Origin of the sequence: Maribacter aestuarii (assembly GCF_027474845.2) — a bacterium.
In the GTDB taxonomy this organism is placed as follows: Bacteria; Bacteroidota; Bacteroidia; order Flavobacteriales; family Flavobacteriaceae; genus Maribacter; species Maribacter aestuarii.
Genome location: NZ_CP107031.2, coordinates 1248268 through 1267745, shown reverse-complemented (window position 1 = coordinate 1267745; position 19478 = coordinate 1248268). Strand labels below are relative to the sequence as shown.

The 19478-nt window shown below is 39.3% G+C and carries 17 protein-coding genes; 12 read left to right on the top strand and 5 right to left on the bottom strand.

Annotated features, from left to right (window positions below; genetic code table 11):
- The first annotated feature begins 56 nt into the window (after positions 1-56).
- From N8A89_RS05790 to N8A89_RS05775, 4 genes are read left to right on the top strand one after another with little or no spacing between them, the layout of a single operon-like run.
- Positions 57-1838 carry an alpha-amylase family glycosyl hydrolase gene (locus N8A89_RS05790; RefSeq protein ID WP_281541405.1) on the top strand — a complete coding sequence of 594 codons (1782 nt, stop codon included), beginning with the start codon at positions 57-59 and terminating at the stop codon, positions 1836-1838.
- A 5-nt stretch (positions 1839-1843) separates the two neighbouring features.
- Positions 1844-2587, top strand: a complete 744-nt coding sequence (locus tag N8A89_RS05785; RefSeq protein ID WP_281541404.1) for a glycerophosphodiester phosphodiesterase — start codon at positions 1844-1846, stop codon at positions 2585-2587.
- The gene (locus N8A89_RS05780) at positions 2587-3867 is read left to right on the top strand and encodes a BaiN/RdsA family NAD(P)/FAD-dependent oxidoreductase (RefSeq protein WP_281541403.1); all 1281 of its coding nucleotides are present in this window, start codon (positions 2587-2589) and stop codon (positions 3865-3867) included. Before N8A89_RS05785 ends, N8A89_RS05780 begins: the two co-directional genes overlap by 1 nt.
- Before the next feature lie 5 nt (positions 3868-3872).
- On the top strand, positions 3873-4412 hold the full coding sequence (locus tag N8A89_RS05775) for a DUF1697 domain-containing protein (protein WP_281541402.1): 540 nt from the start codon (positions 3873-3875) through the stop codon (positions 4410-4412).
- Between the two features lie 220 nt (positions 4413-4632).
- Here N8A89_RS05775 and N8A89_RS05770 read toward each other — a convergent pair whose 3' ends face one another.
- Complete coding sequence (locus tag N8A89_RS05770; RefSeq protein WP_281541401.1) at positions 4633-5106, bottom strand: TspO/MBR family protein; 474 nt, start codon at positions 5104-5106, stop codon at positions 4633-4635.
- 80 nt (positions 5107-5186) lie between these two features.
- Here N8A89_RS05770 and N8A89_RS05765 point away from each other — a divergent pair, with 80 nt between their 5' ends.
- The 4 genes from N8A89_RS05765 (at position 5187) to N8A89_RS05750 (ending at position 9230) form a co-directional block, all read left to right on the top strand.
- A complete protein-coding gene (locus tag N8A89_RS05765; protein WP_281541400.1) occupies positions 5187-6272 on the top strand; it encodes a diphosphomevalonate decarboxylase in 1086 nt (361 codons plus the stop codon).
- Positions 6273-6416: 144 nt separating this feature from the next.
- Positions 6417-7355, top strand: a complete 939-nt coding sequence (locus tag N8A89_RS05760; RefSeq protein WP_281541399.1) for a mevalonate kinase family protein — start codon at positions 6417-6419, stop codon at positions 7353-7355.
- Between the two features lie 10 nt (positions 7356-7365).
- Positions 7366-8271 carry a geranylgeranylglycerol-phosphate geranylgeranyltransferase gene (locus tag N8A89_RS05755; protein WP_281541398.1) on the top strand — a complete coding sequence of 302 codons (906 nt, stop codon included), beginning with the start codon at positions 7366-7368 and terminating at the stop codon, positions 8269-8271.
- A gap of 8 nt (positions 8272-8279) precedes the next feature.
- Positions 8280-9230: a carbon-nitrogen hydrolase family protein gene (locus tag N8A89_RS05750; RefSeq protein WP_281541397.1), complete on the top strand. Its 951-nt coding sequence runs from the start codon at positions 8280-8282 to the stop codon at positions 9228-9230.
- Between the two features lie 89 nt (positions 9231-9319).
- Here N8A89_RS05750 and N8A89_RS05745 read toward each other — a convergent pair whose 3' ends face one another.
- Both N8A89_RS05745 and N8A89_RS05740 read right to left on the bottom strand, forming a co-directional pair.
- The gene (locus N8A89_RS05745) at positions 9320-9967 is read right to left on the bottom strand and encodes an SCO family protein (RefSeq protein WP_281541396.1); all 648 of its coding nucleotides are present in this window, start codon (positions 9965-9967) and stop codon (positions 9320-9322) included.
- A gap of 6 nt (positions 9968-9973) precedes the next feature.
- Positions 9974-11647 (bottom strand): tetratricopeptide repeat protein, encoded by a 1674-nt coding sequence (locus tag N8A89_RS05740; RefSeq protein ID WP_281541395.1) that lies wholly within the window; start codon positions 11645-11647, stop codon positions 9974-9976.
- A gap of 476 nt (positions 11648-12123) precedes the next feature.
- Between N8A89_RS05740 and N8A89_RS05735 the strand changes: the two genes are divergently transcribed.
- Together N8A89_RS05735 and N8A89_RS05730 are read left to right on the top strand one after the other, a co-directional pair.
- A complete protein-coding gene (locus N8A89_RS05735; protein WP_289645061.1) occupies positions 12124-12966 on the top strand; it encodes a pseudouridine synthase in 843 nt (280 codons plus the stop codon).
- A gap of 39 nt (positions 12967-13005) precedes the next feature.
- A complete protein-coding gene (locus N8A89_RS05730) occupies positions 13006-14073 on the top strand; it encodes a zinc-binding metallopeptidase family protein (RefSeq protein WP_289645060.1) in 1068 nt (355 codons plus the stop codon).
- Positions 14074-14075: 2 nt separating this feature from the next.
- Here N8A89_RS05730 and N8A89_RS05725 read toward each other — a convergent pair whose 3' ends face one another.
- Entirely contained in the window at positions 14076-15674 is a 1599-nt protein-coding gene (locus N8A89_RS05725) for a M1 family metallopeptidase (RefSeq protein WP_281541392.1), read from the bottom strand.
- A gap of 357 nt (positions 15675-16031) precedes the next feature.
- Positions 16032-17303, bottom strand: a complete 1272-nt coding sequence (locus N8A89_RS05720) for a hypothetical protein (RefSeq protein ID WP_281541391.1) — start codon at positions 17301-17303, stop codon at positions 16032-16034.
- Between the two features lie 163 nt (positions 17304-17466).
- Here N8A89_RS05720 and N8A89_RS05715 point away from each other — a divergent pair, with 163 nt between their 5' ends.
- Both N8A89_RS05715 and N8A89_RS05710 read left to right on the top strand, forming a co-directional pair.
- A complete protein-coding gene (locus N8A89_RS05715) occupies positions 17467-18543 on the top strand; it encodes an endonuclease/exonuclease/phosphatase family protein (protein WP_281541390.1) in 1077 nt (358 codons plus the stop codon).
- A gap of 88 nt (positions 18544-18631) precedes the next feature.
- Positions 18632-19456 (top strand): YihY/virulence factor BrkB family protein, encoded by an 825-nt coding sequence (locus tag N8A89_RS05710; RefSeq protein WP_281541389.1) that lies wholly within the window; start codon positions 18632-18634, stop codon positions 19454-19456.
- Positions 19457-19478: the final 22 nt, after the last annotated feature.

Genomic DNA, 19478 nt, shown 5'->3' with positions numbered 1-19478 from the left:
TCGTTCTACTTGTTTCTTCATGCGACAGAAATCCTAAAAAACCCAACAGAGAAATAATGAGTACAAAAAAGAAGGCCGTAGTATATCAAGTCTTTACACGACTTTTCGGTAATACAAACACTACGAATAAATTTTGGGGCACCATTGAAGAAAACGGTGTTGGTAAATTCGCAGACTTTACGGATGAGGCACTAGCTCAAATCAAGGATTTGGGGATAACACATGTTTGGTACACCGGGGTGCCACACCATGCCTTGATTAATGATTATACGGAATACGGAATCTCCAACGATGACCCGGATGTCGTAAAAGGACGGGCTGGATCACCTTACGCAGTTAAAGACTATTACAATGTAAATCCTGATTTGGCCGTTAATCCGTCCAACAGGCTTAGGGAGTTTAGAGATTTGATTACAAGAACTCATAAGCAGGGAATGAAAGTTATAATCGATATTGTTCCCAATCACGTGGCACGTAAGTATGAGGGGTTGACCAATCCTAAAGGCGTTACCGATTTTGGGGCCGAGGATGATACCACCGTAGAATATCACAGGAATAATAATTTTTACTATATACCGGGAAGCGGGTTCAAAGTGCCGGAATGGAAAGATGGGTATCTACCCTTAGGTGGAGAGAAAAATTCTGAGGTAGACGCTAAATTCATGGAGAATCCTGCCAAATGGACCGGTAATGGATCTCGTTCCCCACAACCGGATATAAACGACTGGTACGAGACGGTGAAGATAAATTATGGTGTACGTCCAGATGGTACTTTGGATTTTGAACGTTTGCCAGAGGACTTTGCAAACAAGGATTTTAAAGCACACTTTAAGTTTTGGGAAGCTAAGGACCTGCCTAGTTCATGGATTAAGTTTAGGGATATTGCCTTGTACTGGTTGGAATTTGGGGTAGACGGATTTCGATATGATATGGCCGAAATGGTTCCAGTGGAATTTTGGAGTTACATGAATTCCAGTATCAAAATGAGGAACCCAGACGCATTTTTGATGGCTGAAGTATATAATCCAGATTTATATCGGGAATATATCCACAAGGGAAAAATGGATTACCTCTATGACAAAGTTGAGTTGTACGACAGCATAAAACACATTATGAAAGGCTATGGTTGGACGGACCATATTCCTATAGTTCAGAATGGATTAAAGGACATTGAGCATAACATGTTGCATTTTCTGGAAAATCATGACGAACAACGGATTGCCAGTCCGGATTTTGCCGGAGATGCGGAATTAGGAAAACCGGCCATGGTCGTTTCAGCAACAATTAGTACTTCACCTACCATGATCTATTTTGGTCAGGAGGTCGGGGAGCCGGGCGATGAAAATGCTGGATTCGGTAGCCCTACTCGGACTTCCATATTCGATTATATTGGGGTTCCGCATTTTCAACGCTGGGTTAACGATAAGAAATTTGATGGTGGCCAACTATCTACAGAAGAGGTGGAATTAAGGGATTTCTATAAAAGGTTATTGAACTTCACGATTGAAAGTGAAGCTTTGATGGGCGAGTATCAGGAAATTCATTTTTTTAATAAAGAAAACACAGCGAATTATAATCATAGGGTTCTTTCCTACGCACGATGGAGCCAAAATCAAAAACTCATAATTATCTCAAATTTTGACGCCGACGAAAGTTTTACTTTTGACTTTAAGATTCCTGCAGAGCTAGTAAATCAATGGAATCTTACTGATGGAACCTATGATTTAGTCGATAGACTTTATGGAGCTAATGAAGTGCTAACTGTTTCAGAAGGAGTAGGTTATCTGCCCGTTAAGCTTAATCCATTGGAATCCTATATTTTTGAATTGAAAAACTAGTGGTAATGCTGAAAAGAATTTCGATTTTCATGATATTTATAACCTTCATGAGTTGTGATATGAAAAAACCTTTGGTGATAGGGCACAGAGGTGCTATGGGCCACGAAACGGAAAACACCCTAGCATCGGTGCAGAAGGCGTTGGACTTGGGGGTGGATATGATTGAAATTGACGTTTTTAAAATAGAAAGTGGGGAAATTGTGGTTTTTCATGATGAGACAGTGGATAGATTGGCGAATTCTGGCGGAAAAATAGAGGACTATAATATTTTCGATTTAAAACAATTAACATTAGATGGCGGACACAGGATTCCCACCCTGCAGGATGTCTTAAAATTAATTGATAATAAGGTAGCCTTGAACATTGAGTTAAAAGGGGCCAATACATCGGATCGGGTAAATTTCATAATGGATTATTATATTAGGGAAAAAGGATGGTCCCCGGAAAATTTTATCATTTCTAGTTTTAATTGGGATGAACTAAAAGAAATGCGAAAAATTAATAAGGAGGTCGCCATTGCGGTACTTACGGAAGACGATCCAAAAGATGCTATTCCTATCGCTAAGGAACTTAACGCGCAAGCAATCAACCCTTATTTTAAGAAATTAACTGCGAAGAATGTTTCGGCCATAAAAGAAGCGGGTTTTAAAATTTACACATGGACGGTGAATAAGCCACAAGATATTATGGCAATGAAAAGGTTGGATGTAGATGGTATCATAACCAACTTTCCGGAAAGGGTAAAATAATGTACGACATACTAGTAATAGGAGGTGGTGCAGCAGGTTTTTATGCCGCAATACATATTGCTGAAGCCACTCCAGGACTAAAGATTGCCATTTTAGAGCGTGGTAAGGAAGTGTTGATTAAAGTAAAGGTTTCCGGTGGAGGGCGTTGCAATGTCACCCATGCGGAATTTGACCCAAAAGAATTGGTTACGAATTATCCCCGCGGGGAGAAGGAACTTTTAGGGCCTTTTCATAATTATGCTAGTGGGGACACCGTTGCTTTTTTTGAAAAAAGAGGGATTTCCTTAAAAATCGAAGACGATGGACGCATGTTTCCAAGCACCGATTCTTCTCAAACCATCATCAATTGTTTTACTTCGGAAGCTGATCGTTTGGGGATTAAGATATTTGACCGTTCTGCAGTCCAAAAAATAGAACCACTAGGCCAAGGAATCGATATTCAGTGGAAGATTACAACGCCAAACACTTCTTTTCAAGCACTAAAGTTAGTAATGGCCACAGGAAGTAATCCAAAGATATGGGACTTATTGGGACAATTGGGTCATACTATCGTTCCTCCTGTCCCCTCCTTGTTTACTTTCAATATTTCTGATACAAGAATTGCAGGTATACCAGGACTTAGCACAATGGCTGAGGTAGCCATCCTCAAAAAGAAAAAAGCAACGTCTTCCTTGGAAAGCGGCAAAGCGGAGGAAGAGGTTTTATCATCGGACGGGCCTTTGCTGATTACACATTGGGGAATGAGTGGCCCAGCTATCCTAAAACTTTCGGCTTGGGGAGCAAGGTTGTTGGAGGAATATAATTATCGATTTAAGATTAGAGTCAATTGGGTTCCAGAGTATCATCCGAACGGACTCCTTGAGCTTTTTATGGACGTTAAAAAAGTAGAGCGAAAGACCATAATTAGGACAAAAGTATTGGATATTCCCAAGAGGTTATGGGTCAATTTAGTGAAGGCTGCCGGTATATCCGATTTAGTGACATGGCCTGAAGTTACAAAGGCAGAATTACAACTTTTAGTAGATCAGTTGACGAATGGTATTTTTCAAGTAGAAGGGAAAAGTACTTTTAAGGAAGAGTTTGTGACCGCTGGTGGCGTTGATTTAAAAGAAATTAATTTTAAGACCTATGAGAGTAAAATTCTGCCAAACCTTTACTTTGCTGGGGAGATTATTAATGTTGACGCCATTACTGGAGGATATAATTTTCAAAATGCATGGACAGGTGGGTTCATGGCAGCGCAAGGTATAACCAAAGCATTGCAGAAAAAAGACATTTGATTTACATGAAAACTTTTATTGCTTTATTACGGGGAGTAAACGTCAGCGGTCAGAAGAAAATGCCAATGGCGGAGGTTCGTAAAATGATGACCAGTATCGGGTTTAAGGATATCCAAACCTATATACAAAGTGGGAATATTATTTTTAAAAGCGAATTGAATTCAACCAAAGAAATTGAAGGACTGATTCATAATGCTATTAAAAATACTTTTGGTTTTGATGTGCCAGTTCTGGTAAAGTCGGTTTCTGAAATTAGAGATGTTATAGCAAAGAATCCATATAACAATGAGAACGACATAGCTCATAATCGTGTTTATTTTGTTTTGCTCCAGAATACGCCAAATACCGAACTTGTAATAGCCTTTGAGCAAATGGACTTCCCAAACGAAAAATTTACGGTCTCCAATTCCTGTGTTTATCTCTGTTGTAAAAACGGTTATCGTAAAGCCAAATTGAGTAATAATTTGATTGAACGTAAACTAAAGGCAAATGCTACGGCAAGAAATTACCGAACTATGAACAAGCTATTGGAACTGGCTTCTTGAACGGGCCATTACAAATTATGCTTGGTTTAAAAGAGTTTTAAATTTCACTTGGTAAGGAATTGAGAAATACGTTTTTTCCAACTATCCAACTATCCAACTATCCAACTATCCAACTATCCAACTATCCAACTATCCAACTATCCAACTATCCAACTATCCAACTATCCAACTATCCAACTATCCAACTATCCAACTATCCAACTATCCAACTATCCAGGTATCAATTCAATTCCCATATCTTATAGTTTAAAAGGGTCGCAAAACATACCCACAACAAATAAGGTATTAGAAGTGCAGCTGCAAATTTACTGACCACCTTGAACCATTTTATAGTAAGGGCGAGCACAATCAAGAGCGAAACAATAATCCATAACGCCCAGAAGGGCTCTTTCAAACCAAAAAAAACAATACTCCATAAGGCGTTCAGGAGTAATTGGAATCCAAAATGGTATAGGCCCGTTTTGACCCATTTATGATGAAAACCTTTGCCCCAAACCCATCCTGCAGAAATACCCATTAAAATATAAAGTATAGTCCAAACAGGTGCAAAAACCCAGTTAGGTGGATTAAAACTAGGTTTGTTCAATGTAACGTACCAATCATCAACAGAACTCTGGGTCACCACACTGGAAAGAAAACCGATGACCAAACAGATGACCACAGAAATAATCAGGTATGTGAGTTTCTTTTTCAATCAGTTAGTGTTTTCCCCTAAAATAAGGATTTATTTTAATTGGCGGGACTAAAAACTATCTTTGCACAAACACCTGTTTCATGACCGAAAAAGATTTTAAGCTACCGGATTATTCTTATGACAAAGTAGAGGGCAACGTAGTCTACAAATCACCAAGCAACATAGCTTTAATAAAATATTGGGGTAAAAAAGAGAACCAGATACCGGCCAATCCATCAATAAGTTTCACGCTTACCGCATGCGCGACAACTACGAGCATAACGTATAAGAAATTGAAAGCGGTAACTCCTGATTTTCAATTTGATCTTCTGTTTGAGGGATTGCCTAAACCTGATTTTAAACCTAAAATTGAAACTTTTTTTAAGCGTGTCGAAACCTATTTACCTTTTCTAAAGGCCTATCATTTTAAAATAGAAACTTCTAATAGTTTTCCTCATAGCAGCGGTATCGCTTCTTCGGCTAGTGGGATGTCCGCAATAGCATTATGCTTATTGGAAATAGAACGCGATTTAAATCCTGATATGGATGCGGACTACTTTTTAAAAAAAGCCTCCTTTTTAGCGCGATTGGGTTCGGGAAGCGCGTGTAGAAGTATTGAGGGCGATTTAGTACAATGGGGAAGGCATTCCGGTACAACAGGAAGTTCGGATTTGTACGGAATTAAGTATCCATATAAAGTTCATGATGTGTTCAAGAATTATCACGATACCATCTTGTTGGTAGACAAAGGGGAAAAGCAGGTGAGCAGCACGGTAGGCCATGATTTGATGCACGGTCATCCTTTTGCCAAAAAGCGTTTTGCTCAGGCTCACGAGAATTTAGATAAGTTACGACCTATTTTGGAGCAAGGTGACGTAAAGGAATTTATCAAAATTGTAGAAAGCGAGGCACTCACCTTACATGGAATGATGATGACAAGCCAACCATATTTCATATTGATGAAACCCAATACCTTGGAAATTATCAACAGAATTTGGGCATTTCGTTCGGCATCTAAAAGCAATCTATGTTTTACGCTGGATGCAGGTGCAAACGTTCATGTGCTTTATCCGGAGAATGAGAAGGAAGAAGTACATCAATTTATTAAAAATGAACTAGTTGCATTTTGTCAAAACCAACAGTATATTTGTGACCGAATTGGATTTGGGGCTAAAAGATTATCCTAAAAATTGTAATTTAAGATGTAATTAAACGTTTTGAATCAACATTTAGGCTTTTATTGTTTACCCATTTAAATAAAAAGATTAAACTTTGCGCCAGAGTTCACTATCTTTAGGAAACAAGTGGAACTTAGAGTCGGTTATTTAAAAATGAAAGGACCATTATTTTATTCTAAAATCCTCCTTTTTGGAGAGTATGGCATCATCAAGGATTCCAAGGGTCTTTCCATTCCATATAATTTCTTTAAAGGAGCCTTGAAGACCGATGACTCTTTATCGGAGGAAGCCAAAAAGTCTAATGAAAGCCTCAAGAAATTCACTGCTTATCTGGATAAGATAGCTAAAGAAAATCCAAAATTGGTATCTTTTGATTTAGAAGCCCTTAAAAAAGACGTCGATAAAGGAATGTACTTTGATAGTTCGATTCCACAAGGTTATGGAGTGGGAAGTAGCGGAGCGCTCGTTGCGGCTATTTATGATAAATATGCAAAGAACAAAATCACGGTTTTAGAGAACTTAACTCGGGCCAAACTGCTGAAGTTAAAACTGATTTTTGGAAAAATGGAGTCTTTTTTCCATGGGAAATCCTCAGGTTTGGATCCTTTAAATAGTTATTTAAGTTTACCCATACTCATTAATTCTAAAGATAATATTGAATCTACCAGTATTCCCTCCCAAAATACGGAAGGCAAGGGTGCGGTGTTCTTATTGGATAGTGGTTCTACGGGAGAAACGGCGCCGATGGTCCAGATTTTTATGGAGCAAATGAAGAACGAAGGCTTTAGAAAAATGCTTAAGAACCAATTTATAAAACATACGGACGCCTGTGTGGAGGATTTTGTAAATGGCAATGTCAAGTCCCTTTTCGGAAATCTAAAACAACTTTCGCATGTGGTCTTGGATAACTTTAAACCGATGATCCCTGCAAAATTCCATAGTCTTTGGAAACAGGGAATAGATTCCAATGATTACTATCTTAAGTTATGCGGTTCCGGCGGCGGCGGCTATATTCTAGGGTTTACAGAGGATATAGAAAAGGCCAAAACGGCACTAAAGGACTACCAATTAGAAGTGGTTTACAACTTCTAAACAATCATAAATGCTTAGTAGAAAAAACAAACTCCTGCTTCTTAAGGTATTGAGTCTGTTTTCCGTTGTGCGTGGCTACAATATTTTAGTCATCGTCCTTGCGCAATATTTAGCCTCAATTTATATCCTGGCCCCCAATTTATCGCTTCGCGAAGTTGTTTTTGATGTTAATCTTTTTGTCATTGTCCTTGCTTCGGCGTTGGTTATTGCATCGGGCTATATCATCAATAATTTTTACGATGCCGAAAAGGATCTTATCAATAAACCTAGAAAAAGTATGTTGGACCGGTTGGTGAGCCAGCGTTTTAAATTAACTACCTATTTCGTTCTCAATTTTTTGGCGGTCTTTGCGGCCAGCTATGTTTCTTTCAGGGCCGTTCTTTTCTTCTCGGCCTATATTTTTGGAATATGGTTCTATTCCCATAAACTAAAGCGGATGCCGTTCGTCGGGAACTTTGTTTCTGCCATTCTTGCCATAACCCCTTTCTTCGCCGTTTTTGTGTACTATAAGAATTTTGAAACGGTCATTTTCGTGCATGCCATCTTTTTATTCTTATTGATTTTGTCCAGGGAAATGATAAAGGATTTGGAAAATATTTCCGGGGATTTAGCACAGAATTATAAAACCATCCCAATTCTATTCGGTAGTTCCGTTTCCAAAATATGTATTGCCATTTTAATCCTACTTACTTTAATTCCGTCTTTGCTATTAATCTTCAAATTTGATGTAGGTTATATGGATTATTACTTCATGGCATGTGTCGGATTTCTGATTACCTTTCTGGTGTTGTTAACTAAGTCTTCAAGTAAGAAACATTACGTTTGGCTACATAATATCCTTAAACTTATTATTGTTGTAGGTGTTTTTAGTATTTTACTAATCGATGTAGACCTTGTCCTGAACAGAATCGTATAAAGCACATTATGGATAATATTTTAAAAGTTGCCATGGCCCAAATAGCTCCCGTATGGTTGGATAAAAGGAGGACCTTGGAAAAAATAAAGGATGCTATAAAGGACGCCTCAGGGGAGGGTGCTGATTTAGTGGTATTTGGAGAAGCCCTTTTGCCCGGTTATCCTTTTTGGTTAGCGTTAACGGACGGTGCCAAATGGGATTTAAAAGTGAACAAAGAGCTACATGCGCATTACGTGAGAAACTCCATTCAGATAGAAGCAGGGGAACTGAACGAAATTTGTAAAATTGCAAAGGAACACGGCATAGCAATCTATCTTGGCATAATGGAGCGTGCTTGGAATAGGGGAGGACATAGCATATATGCCTCTTTGGTTTATATTGATGCTATGGGGGAAATTAAATCTGTTCACAGAAAATTACAACCCACCTATGATGAAAGACTTACATGGGCTCCAGGTGACGGTAACGGATTACGGGTACATTCCCTAAAGCAGTTTACGGTAGGTGGACTAAACTGCTGGGAAAATTGGATGCCCTTGGCGAGAACTGCCCTGTATGGGCAAGGAGAAAATTTACATATTGCCGTATGGCCCGGTAGTGATCACAATACAAAGGATATTACCCGTTTTATTGCGAGGGAATCCCGTAGCTATGTGGTGTCTGTCTCTGCATTTATGACGAAAGAAGACTTTCCCAAAAACACACCTCACCTTGATGCTATCATAGCCAAATCTCCCGGTATTTTGGCTAATGGAGGTTCCTGTATTGCTGGTCCGGACGGCGAATGGTTAATAGAGCCAGTCATTAACAAAGAAGGTCTTATTTATCAGGAGCTGGATTTTAATCGCGTTTACGAAGAGCGGCAAAATTTTGATCCCGTGGGTCATTATTCACGGCCTGACGTGACCAGATTAACGGTCAATAGAGAGCGACAGTCTACGGTGGAGTTTAAGGATTAGATTTTATGATTCAAAGAAATTTGCTGACATCACAGTTAACGCTGGAAATTAACCTGCACAATAAAGTTGCGACAAAAGGATGACCTTAATCACAATTGTTTCTTTAAAATTTTGATATCACCGATTAAGCGTTCCATTTCTTGGTCTTTAGTGCCGTCATAAACCCCTCTGATTTGCTTTTTCGTATCGACCAAAATGAAATTTGGGGTGTGTATAAAATCTTGTAAGCCACCATCCCCTTCATTTACTACTGCAAAGTAGCTCTTGCGTGCCAGATTATAGATGTGCTTTTTGTCTCCTGTGGTTATATTCCATTTAGAAGCAATGGCCCCATTTTTATCAGCGTATTCTTTTAGTACCGAAACGCTGTCCAATTCAGGTGTAACCGACAGAGATAGCAACATGACGGCTTTATCTTCTAGGAAGGTTTGCTGAAGCTTCTCCATATTGTTTGACATTACGGGACAGATACTTGGGCAGCGCGTAAAGAAGAAATCCGCTACATAAATGGTATTTTCATAATCTGCTTGTGTAATTGTTTTTCCGTTTTGATTGACGAGTTCAAAATCGGATACCTTATGGTTGTTCATTGCATTTTGTAAACTAACATCAACAAGTTCAGGATTAAAATCCGAAGGGCCATAAATAGGTAGAGCCGTTTTTGCTGTTCGCTTGCAGGAAAAAGTTAAGAAAACAAACAGAAGTAAAACTAGAAGATATAGCTTATAAGCTTTCATAGTGAATTATACCTTTTCTATAAACCGTTTTGCTTCATCTATCTCTACTCGGTCGCTTTTTGAGTCCTTTGTCAATTCAATTAGTTTTTTAAAATAATGTGAAGCTTTTTCAATATTACCCGATTGTTTTGCTGCAATGGCCGCGCCATAAAGACCATTGAATCTGTTTGGACGTCTCTTTAGATTCAGTTCGTAGGCAGTCAAGGCATCTATTGGATTGCCTATTGCCAAATGCATATCGGCCAAAAGTTCGTCTGCAGGTAAAATTTCGCCAGGCGTTACGGGATGTTTGGAAGTCTTACTTTCCATATCCGCAGCGTCCATCATTTGGGCAATTGCTTGTTTATTATTACCGTTTTTAAGCTGTAGCCAAGCATTAATGGTTTTAATCTGAATAGCGACTTGATTGGCTTTGTAGGCGTCTTGCATAGTTAGCAGTTCCTTTTCAAAAGAAATCAGTAGGTCAAGTTGCTCCTGAGCACTTTTTAAGTCGTTTGTATGAATGGCGCCCAAGGCCTTTCCAAAGTGGAGCAATGCTTTTTGCCACGGAAAGTTCTCCCAAGCAAGCCCTAGATTTTGTAGAAGCTCTATTTTGGCCGCTGCTTCCCAATTTTTGTTTTCCAAAGCGATACGGGTTGGAATCGCTGCTGCGGTATAGGCAATTTTAAAATTTTCGGGAAATATCTTTTGAAACGATTTGAGATACTCATACTGCTCAATGGCCTGCACATTGTTGCCGGTTTGCAAATAAGCGTATACCAAATACCCCATGGCATGTACTTCTTCATCCCAATGCGCCCCTGGGGAAACGCTTTCGGCATAGCAAACGGCCGAAGAGGCCGAATTAATGTTGGTTTTGATGGATTCTTCCCAAAGTCCTAAGCGGGTAAAGATATGGGAGGGCATATGTTGTGCATGCGCAGAATTCGGGGCAATCTCGGCATAGCGCCTTGCTGTGCTCAGCCCTAATTCCGCCAATTCGGGATAATCATATGAATGGATGATGTAATGGGCGATACCCGGGTGATTGGGTTCTTTTTTGAAGAGATCATCCAAGATTTTACCAGCTTCCCTTTGTTTTGAATAGGTCTTGTCGGTAGGTACCGCAGATGCTCGAAGTGCCAAGGCATAAAAAATGGCAACTTCGGTATCATCATTACCATCTCGATACATTTCTTCCATCTTTTTGGCATACCGCTCTTTTCTCGTCTGGTTGTCAACAGTTTCCCAATCCTTATAAAAAGCACCGATTGCGGCCAAGTATTGTAACGCTTTTTTTGATTTCGGCAGTTTTTCGGCAACTTCAAGTAATTTCACCCCTTTTTTAAGGACATGCTTTTCGGGTGGTGCCCAGAGTCCGTGGTAAATACTCATCGCTACACCCCAATAGGCCATGGCACATTCTGGGTCTTGGTCGATTACCTGAACAAAGGCTTTTTCCGCTTCGATATACTCAAAGGAATGGAGTAGTGCAATGGCAAGATTGAAAGTCTCCCTTGTTTCGTAAGTACAGGATTCTGAAAAGTTGACATCTCCGAATTGTCCATTTCCGCAAAGTTGTAAATCACCTCTTAGTAGGTTCAAAGATGCCAAGTCTGGACTTTGTTTTTGGTCTTTGCAGGCCAATAAACACGAGAATACAATTAAGTATAGTGACGGTAAGACAATTTTTAGCTTCATAGTTCCGAGTTGTTGACTTTAATAAATATGCTATTTTGGGGGAACTATTTAGGAAAAGATGTAATTTACTGAACTTATTCCGAAGTAAGGTGCATTACATGTACAGATAGCTTTGAATAGTTTGTAAGTGGCGAACTAAGAGTTTTGCATCCGTTAGAATGTAGGACAAAGAAAACGAGATAATGGTATTCTTAATGTATTCCTTCAATTCTAAAGTACTGTTTGATGGGAAGAAAAAAAGAGTCAAATTAAAATCATAAACAGGTACAAAGTCGCTTAACGCAACACAATGTATGAAAAAGTCTTGATACTTATCTTTTTGGTTTCAAATGCCAGTAAATACATGACCACTTTTCTTCTACCAATTTCTTTCTCTTTTTTAGAAAGTATCTTAAATGTCTTTTTAGGATACTAAATCTTTACAATTCAAATAACATCCATTTTCCTTTGCTACCTTTGTACGAAACAAGTATATCATGAGCAGGGAAGATTCTAAAAGGGATAGAAAGACATCAGGCAGGCAAGGCGGAAATTTTAGAAAAAAAAGTTACGCTCGCGGAAATGCGCCCATCAATAAAAGCACACCACCAAAGCAACCTTCGGACCCTAATTCCATTCGTCTTAATAAATATGTAGCCAATTCTGGCGTGTGCTCTAGAAGAGATGCCGATATCTACATTGCGGCAGGAAACGTTACGGTAAACGGAAAGCCTATTACGGAAATGGGCTACAAGGTTAAATTGACCGATGAGGTCAAATTTGACGGGAGGCGTTTGAACCCGGTTAAAAAAGAATATGTGGTATTGAATAAACCCAAGGATTTTACCACTACGATACGGGATGAAAAAGGAAAGCGTCACGTATCTGGATTAATCTCCAATGCTTCCAAATCCAAATTGTTGCCCGTAGATAAACTGGAGAAGGAAGATACAGGTCTTTTGTTGTTTACCAATGACGGGGATTTGACCAAAAAGTTGAAAAGTCCCATGAACGGACTCCGAAAAATCTATCACTTGGTACTGGACAGGGAACTGAGCAGTGCCGATTTAAGAAAGATTCAAGAAGGGGTTGCCGTTGAGGATAAAGTGGTTCGTATACAGGATATCAGTTATATAGACAACGCACCCAAAAGGGAAGTTGGCGTCGAAATATATAGTTCTAGGAACAAGATTTTATCACGGCTGTTTGAGCAGTTGGACTATAAAATCGTGAAACTGGATCGCGTAGTGTACGGAGGTCTAACTAAAAAGGACCTACCACGTGGTCACTGGCGCTATCTTACCGATCAGGAAATCGTAAATTTTAGGATGATTAAATAGTTTAATCGTTTTTCTTCGCACTTTTGTTAAGCTACTACCATGAAGTTATTTCAGTGCCAGAATTGTGCCCATCCATTATTCTTTGAAAATGATACCTGCGAAAAATGCAGATATCAACTTGCCTACCGTGATAGCACTTTTGACTTGATTGCCCTTGGGCCTGATTCAGCGGATTGGACCATACCCAATGAAGGTTCACACCAATTCACCTATTGTAAGAATCATGATTTCAATGCTTGTAACTGGTTGGTTTTGAAGACCGATACCACGGGATATTGTACTGCCTGTAAGCTTAACAGGACCATTCCCGATTTAAGTATCAAAAAAAACCTGAAAAAATGGAAGAGGATAGAAGTCGCTAAACACAGATTGATTTACCAACTTCAAAAACTATCCCTGCCCGTCCAAAGTAAATTGTCACATCCAGAGACTGGTTTGTGCTTTGATTTTTTGTCAAGGAAAGGGGCGGGTGAGAATTCAAAAAATATAATGACCGGGCATGCCAACGGAGTAGTAACGATTTTAATCTCCGAGGCCGATTCCGTATTGCGCGAACAAATGAAACGCGATATGAATGAGCGTTACAGAACCTTAATTGGTCATTTTCGCCACGAAGTGGGGCACTATTATTGGGAGCAACTCATATTTCCGAACGACAAAATATTGAATGATTTCAGAAACGTTTTTGGAGATGAGCGCCCGTCCTATGGGAAAGCATTAAAAGAATATTACAAGAACGGTCCGGAGAAGAAGTGGCGGAAAAACTTCATAAGCAAGTACGCCTCCTCTCACCCTTGGGAGGACTGGGCCGAAACCTGGGCACATTACCTTCATATCTTGGATACCCTCGAAACAGCTTATTATTTCGGTATTAAGGTAAAGCCGCAGCTCACCAATAAAAAGCATATGAAAATGAAATCTGCTTTTGACCCCTACGACGAACCTAGTTTCAAAAAAATTGTAAGTAAGGCCATTCCTTTATTTTTTTCCATAAATAGCGTCAATCGCTCTATGGGTATTGCGGATGTCTATCCGTTTGTGATATCAAAATCCGTGATCAAGAAGATGGAGTTTATTCACGCGCTTGTAAGAAGGGATATTGCATGAATTTACTTTTCACTATAAAGAAGCCAGAGGTTAGGGTCTAATATTACTTCATCGGGACTCGAGCTCAAAACGATTTCGAATTTTTGCGTTTTCTTATCAATTTGAAGTGTTTCTATTTGAATAGTTTCACCTGTTTTTATTTCAATTTCTAAAGGGAATTTAAACATGTGATGCTTTTGGACTTGCGCCATGGAAATTTTCAATTTTCCTCCACTGTATTTCCATTCCCATTTAATTTCCGGATAGCCTTTAGTGAAAATCCATTGGTTGAAATAATCAGTTAGGTTTTCTCCGGACACCTCCTCCATTATATGCTGAAAATCAGTGGTCATGGCATTTGAATTCTGGTAGGTGTGATAGTATTTCCGGATTCCCTTCCAGAAAATTTCGTCTCCCAAACGATGACGTAACATATTCAGAACCCAACCTCCTTTTTGATAAGTGTTCGTGCTCAATACTTTCAATGGGTCCGTAATACTTGGGTCCACAATCGGAGATGGGTTTTTCCGGTAATAGTCGATAATTTGTATTCTATCTAAGGCCAATTCCTCTTTTCGCTTTTCATTTCCGTAAATCTCTTCTTGGTATAGAATGGCAAAATAGGTAGCAAAACCTTCACTAAGCCAAACATGATTCCAGTCGTTTTCGCTTGCGGAATTTCCAAACCATTGGTGCGCTATTTCATGGGCAATCAATCCTTCAACCTCATTTTTTCCGGTCACCGAATTTTCAAAATAGGAGATATTACCGGCATTTTCCAAACCGCCCCATTGCGTTTTTGCCTGCATGTTGGCCAGTTTGGCATAGGAATAGGGTCCTACCTTATCAATAAAGTATTTCAACACTTTGGAGGCCACGGCATAGTCGTGGAATCCTTCTAGTCTGTTCTCGGGGTAAACCCAGGCGGACACCGGAATCCCATACACTTCTTCCAATTGTCGGCTGGCAAACCTAGTCACCCCTATGGTGACGACCTTTGTGGCAACCGGGGCCGGTTCCTTATACGTGGTCAACTTAAAGCCGTTACCCAAATAGCTTTCCTCTATCTTCTCACCCGTGGCAACCACGTCATAATGGTCCGGGGCAGTAATCCTGAACTCAATACTTGCTTTGTCATAAGGATGGTCTACGGATGGCAACCAATGCCGTGCTAAATTTGGCCAGTTATCCCCAAAGAAGGAACGTTGTCCGAATTTAGTGGTATCTATGACCAAGCCTTTTTCAGGAACTCCGTGATAGTATATCTTATAGGTTCTGTCTTTGGATAATGATGAAGAAGGAACTATTCTAATTTTATTGTCTACATAACGATAATCAATAATGCGTTCATCCTCCAGGACCTTATCAAGGGTCATCCCGTATGCTCCGGAGTTTGCTATCAAATCCAAACTTAACTCATTGATATCTTCTTTGAATTTTACCGAGACCGCTGCTTCACCTTTAATTTGATTATTGGTGTCGTTCAATTCAAGTGCAAATACATAACCTTGTACATCTGCCGATAAATTTCTTTGATACACGTCTTGTGCGCTGACTTCCACAAATGAAATAAGGAGGAAAATAAAAGAGGTTAGATGATACTTTAAACGAGGGTTTTTCATGAACTGTAATTTGAAGTGAGCAATTTACCAATTTCAAGAATAAATTATTCAGTGCTTTTAAATTGACAAATTTTCCCTTTAATGTAAAGCTCAAATAACTATGTTCATTTCATAGTTTCGAATTCTACATAAGGTTAGATGGTAATGGGCTAATATTCGAACTATTTGGGTCAGGCAATTAGGAGGTCCAACTATATTTTTGATAAAATTAAAATTATGAAGGTTACTCCTATTTTAAGTCTGGCAAAACTATTTGTTACGGGAAAGCGAATGAAACTACTACTTGTAGGTGCCCAGTTCGGGTATCTTGGTTATCGATATTTAAAGAGCAGAAAAAAGAAACAGGAGCAAAAGTCTTTAAAAGCAGTCAAAACATCGTAACAAGTCTTGTGGTAACTGGTTTTCCTCAGAACCTTTTAAGGGTTCGGTCAAAAGTTTCCTTTCTTCCAAAACTTCATTGAATCGAATCGCATATTCCTGCATCTGATTTCTTCTGTATTTCATGATTTCAGAAATGCCCTCTCCGTCCAACTCATAAATTTCCGTGGGCCAAATATGTAGACTTTCTTTTAAGGCATCATCGGTAAGCAAATTTTGAAGCCTTCTGGCCTCCGCAACAAAGATTTCCTCTGGGACATTTTGTAAAAAATAAACATCAAAAGGCATTACAAGACCGGGTAGATAATCAATTTCTTTTTCAAATGATTGTAGTCCCGGTAAAAGATGCTTGTTTGCGATTATAGTAGGCAAAATACCCTCTAGAATAAAAAAGGCGTTGTCTCGATCTCCTGGCAAGGGTATGGCTTCAAAAGTATCCAGATTTTTGGTTACCACCCATCCCCATTGTTTGGTATGTCGGTCCCAATCCCCTATAAGAATATCAAATAACCTTGCCCGTACCAAAGCGGTTTTATCAATGGTGAGTTTATCACCCAGTTCTAATTTTAATTTTTGCAAATCCTCAGTATCCAAGATAGCGGATACATTGGAATATTCAGTCCAATTGGCACCTCCGTCTGTTTCATGTTCCAGTAGATAAAGCCTATTGCCAAATTTATTATTGAAGTTTTTTAATGAAGGTTGTTCTGGTATAAAAACAATTTTTGGATCGGTATGTAGTACGTTGGCCTTTTCAGCCAATCGTGCCACCACAATGGCTGCATACGGATGCTGCGCGGAAACACCATCCACTATAATATTTTCCAGACCTAGAGTCCGGGCCAAATCGGGTATAAGGGGTGCGGGATCTTTATTAATGCTACGCAAAGAATAGATATGTCCCTTTTTGGATTTTAGTTTTAGGCTGTGGGTCTGTTTTCCGCCACCTTCCTTTAATATTTCCATACCCCCAAATAGCGTATCTAAAAATACAATCGGAACTTTTATAGGTGTAGACCATGCATCACGATATTGTTCTCCTTGCATAATTTCCTTTAGAAAGTTTCCTTCATAAAGGGTGCTGGCCGCAACAAGAACGGAGTCGTACTCCTTAAAATCCACGTTGTCCATTTCGCTCTTATCGGATAAAACACAAGTTGCAAACTCTTTGTCCGTTGTAGAAACGGCTGCATAGACCAACACAAGAAATAGTGCTATAACAATCGTTAAACCTATTACCCATTTTTTCATGGTCAGAATATAGAAATAAAAAGTTAAGCATGGTTATTGCCAAACGAAATATGAGAGCTTTTTCAGAAAATTGATGAGATCTAAATGGGTAGAGTGAACTTTAATTCTTAACGAGCTAAAGCATTTTGAGATAAAGGGTATCTTTAGGCTAGACCAATTAAATATGAAACTCAAGATTTTTCTTCGCCTCTTTGGGGTTATCGCCATTATTTTAACGATTTTCCCCTATATTTCCGCCAACGAATGGTACGTTCGTATATTCGATTTTCCCCATCTTCAGCTGACCTTGCTAACTATGATAGCGCTTTTGACCTATTTCATAGGGTTTGATATAAAAAGTAAGACCGATTACGTTTTTGTCTTAGTGTTAGGTGCTTGTTTTCTTTTTCAAGGACTTAAAATATATCCGTATACTGCCTTTGCTAAATTTGAAGTAAAGGACTCCTCTGCAGGTAATACCAAAGAATTCAGTATTTACACTGCTAATGTGCTGCAGAAGAACGAGGACAGGCAACCCCTGCTATCGGATATTCGGGCCAATGATGCCGATGTATTACTGTTCACCGAAACAAATAAAGAATGGGTACGTTCGTTGAGCGAAGAATTGGACGAACTTTACGATTATAAGGTGGAAGTACCTTTAGATAATACATATGGAATGTTGTTATTTTCTAAACTGCAACTGCATGAGCCACAAGTAAGATATATGATAGAAGATACCATTCCCTCTATCCATACCAAACTATTACTTAATTATAAGGATACAATTCAGCTGTTCGCTATTCATCCGGCTCCACCTACACCACAACACAATCCATCATCAGTAGATAGGGATGCCGAAATGATGAAAATAGCGAAGCATGCTAGGGATTCTGAACTGCCGGTCATTGTTTTAGGAGATTTCAATGACGTGGCGTGGTCCGAGACTACTTCTTTGTTTCAGAAGGTAAGCGGACTTTTGGATATGAGAAAAGGACGAGGATTATATAGTACGTACAATGCCAAAAGCTGGATTATGCGTTGGCCATTGGACCATGTTTTTACTTCAGCAGATTTCAGGATTAAAAAAGTACATTGCGGGTCTTCCATTGGCTCCGATCACTTTCCCTTCTATGCTAAACTCACCTTTGAGCCCAAATTGGCAAAGGAACAAATGACGCCACCACCGACTAAAGAGCAAGTAAAGAAAGCCTTTGAACAAATTGACGAAGGGCAGGAGAAAAATAATGGCAAGAAATAACGTCAGGTGCTAAGGCTATTAAAATTTTAGTGAACATTATTCAAAATCTATAGTGACGGACAAGTTTAAGTTAAAACAGTTACCAAAAATGTTGAAATCCACCTATTTTTCATGGATTTCAAAGTCCCCCTTTCAATTAAGCGCAGTGATTGCTTATTATGCAATACTGTCCTTGCCAGGCCTCTTAATATTGATTTTGGAACTTGTGGGTTCTATTTGGGGCAGGGAGATTGTTCGTGGTGAACTGTTCAATGAAATAGCCGCTGCGATGGGATCGGAAACGGCTCAATCCATTCAAAAAATTATTTCGGAAAGGGGAAGCGAAAATACTTCTATTTTTGCGACTGTTTTGGGAATAGGAGTGTTGGTATACGGTGCTACAGGTGTTTTTTATCAGTTGCAGAATGCCTTCAACGAAATATGGGACGTAAAACCTAACTATTCCAATGAAATTTTAGCAACCCTCTTCTTGCGGTTAAAAAGTTTTGGTTTTATATTGATTTTTGGGTTCTTATTGTTGATCAGTTTTGTGCTCACCTCCTTTTTGTCCGCGTTTTCGAGACAGCTGTCCCGACTAATGCCGGAGGGACTATTGGAACTTAGTTTTGCCCTTGATATTATTTTGTCCCTAGGCTTTATTTATTTACTGTTCGGAGCTATGTTCAAATATCTGCCAAGTACGCATGTCCCTTGGAAAGCAGTTAAAATAGGTGCTGCCCTGACCGCTATTCTATTCTTGATTGGTAAATACGCCTTGGCTTTGTATTTTGGTAAGGCCGAACCAGGATCAACGTATGGTGCCGCAGGCTCTATAATTTTAGTAATGCTGTGGGTATCGTATTCCAGTTTAATCTTATTTTTTGGGGCGCACTTTACCAGGATTTATTCGGACAGGTACTTGAACAAAGATTGAAATTCCATGAACACTTAGCAGT

Excerpts from the sequence above, each read along its gene's own strand:
- N8A89_RS05765 (WP_281541400.1), top strand. The coding sequence starts at position 5,187 with ATGACCGAAAAAGATTTTAAGCTACCGGATTATTCTTATGACAAAGTA.
- N8A89_RS05740 (WP_281541395.1), bottom strand. The coding sequence starts at position 11,647 with ATGAAGCTAAAAATTGTCTTACCGTCACTATACTTAATTGTATTCTCG.
- N8A89_RS05790 (WP_281541405.1), top strand. The coding sequence starts at position 57 with ATGAGTACAAAAAAGAAGGCCGTAGTATATCAAGTCTTTACACGACTT.
- N8A89_RS05780 (WP_281541403.1), top strand. The coding sequence starts at position 2,587 with ATGTACGACATACTAGTAATAGGAGGTGGTGCAGCAGGTTTTTATGCC.
- N8A89_RS05760 (WP_281541399.1), top strand. The coding sequence starts at position 6,417 with ATGAAAGGACCATTATTTTATTCTAAAATCCTCCTTTTTGGAGAGTAT.
- N8A89_RS05755 (WP_281541398.1), top strand. The coding sequence starts at position 7,366 with ATGCTTAGTAGAAAAAACAAACTCCTGCTTCTTAAGGTATTGAGTCTG.
- N8A89_RS05750 (WP_281541397.1), top strand. The coding sequence starts at position 8,280 with ATGGATAATATTTTAAAAGTTGCCATGGCCCAAATAGCTCCCGTATGG.
- N8A89_RS05735 (WP_289645061.1), top strand. The coding sequence starts at position 12,124 with ATGAGCAGGGAAGATTCTAAAAGGGATAGAAAGACATCAGGCAGGCAA.
- N8A89_RS05715 (WP_281541390.1), top strand. The coding sequence starts at position 17,467 with ATGAAACTCAAGATTTTTCTTCGCCTCTTTGGGGTTATCGCCATTATT.
- N8A89_RS05775 (WP_281541402.1), top strand. The coding sequence starts at position 3,873 with ATGAAAACTTTTATTGCTTTATTACGGGGAGTAAACGTCAGCGGTCAG.
- N8A89_RS05725 (WP_281541392.1), bottom strand. The coding sequence starts at position 15,674 with ATGAAAAACCCTCGTTTAAAGTATCATCTAACCTCTTTTATTTTCCTC.
- N8A89_RS05730 (WP_289645060.1), top strand. The coding sequence starts at position 13,006 with ATGAAGTTATTTCAGTGCCAGAATTGTGCCCATCCATTATTCTTTGAA.
- N8A89_RS05745 (WP_281541396.1), bottom strand. The coding sequence starts at position 9,967 with ATGAAAGCTTATAAGCTATATCTTCTAGTTTTACTTCTGTTTGTTTTC.
- N8A89_RS05720 (WP_281541391.1), bottom strand. The coding sequence starts at position 17,303 with ATGAAAAAATGGGTAATAGGTTTAACGATTGTTATAGCACTATTTCTT.
- N8A89_RS05785 (WP_281541404.1), top strand. The coding sequence starts at position 1,844 with ATGCTGAAAAGAATTTCGATTTTCATGATATTTATAACCTTCATGAGT.
- N8A89_RS05710 (WP_281541389.1), top strand. The coding sequence starts at position 18,632 with ATGTTGAAATCCACCTATTTTTCATGGATTTCAAAGTCCCCCTTTCAA.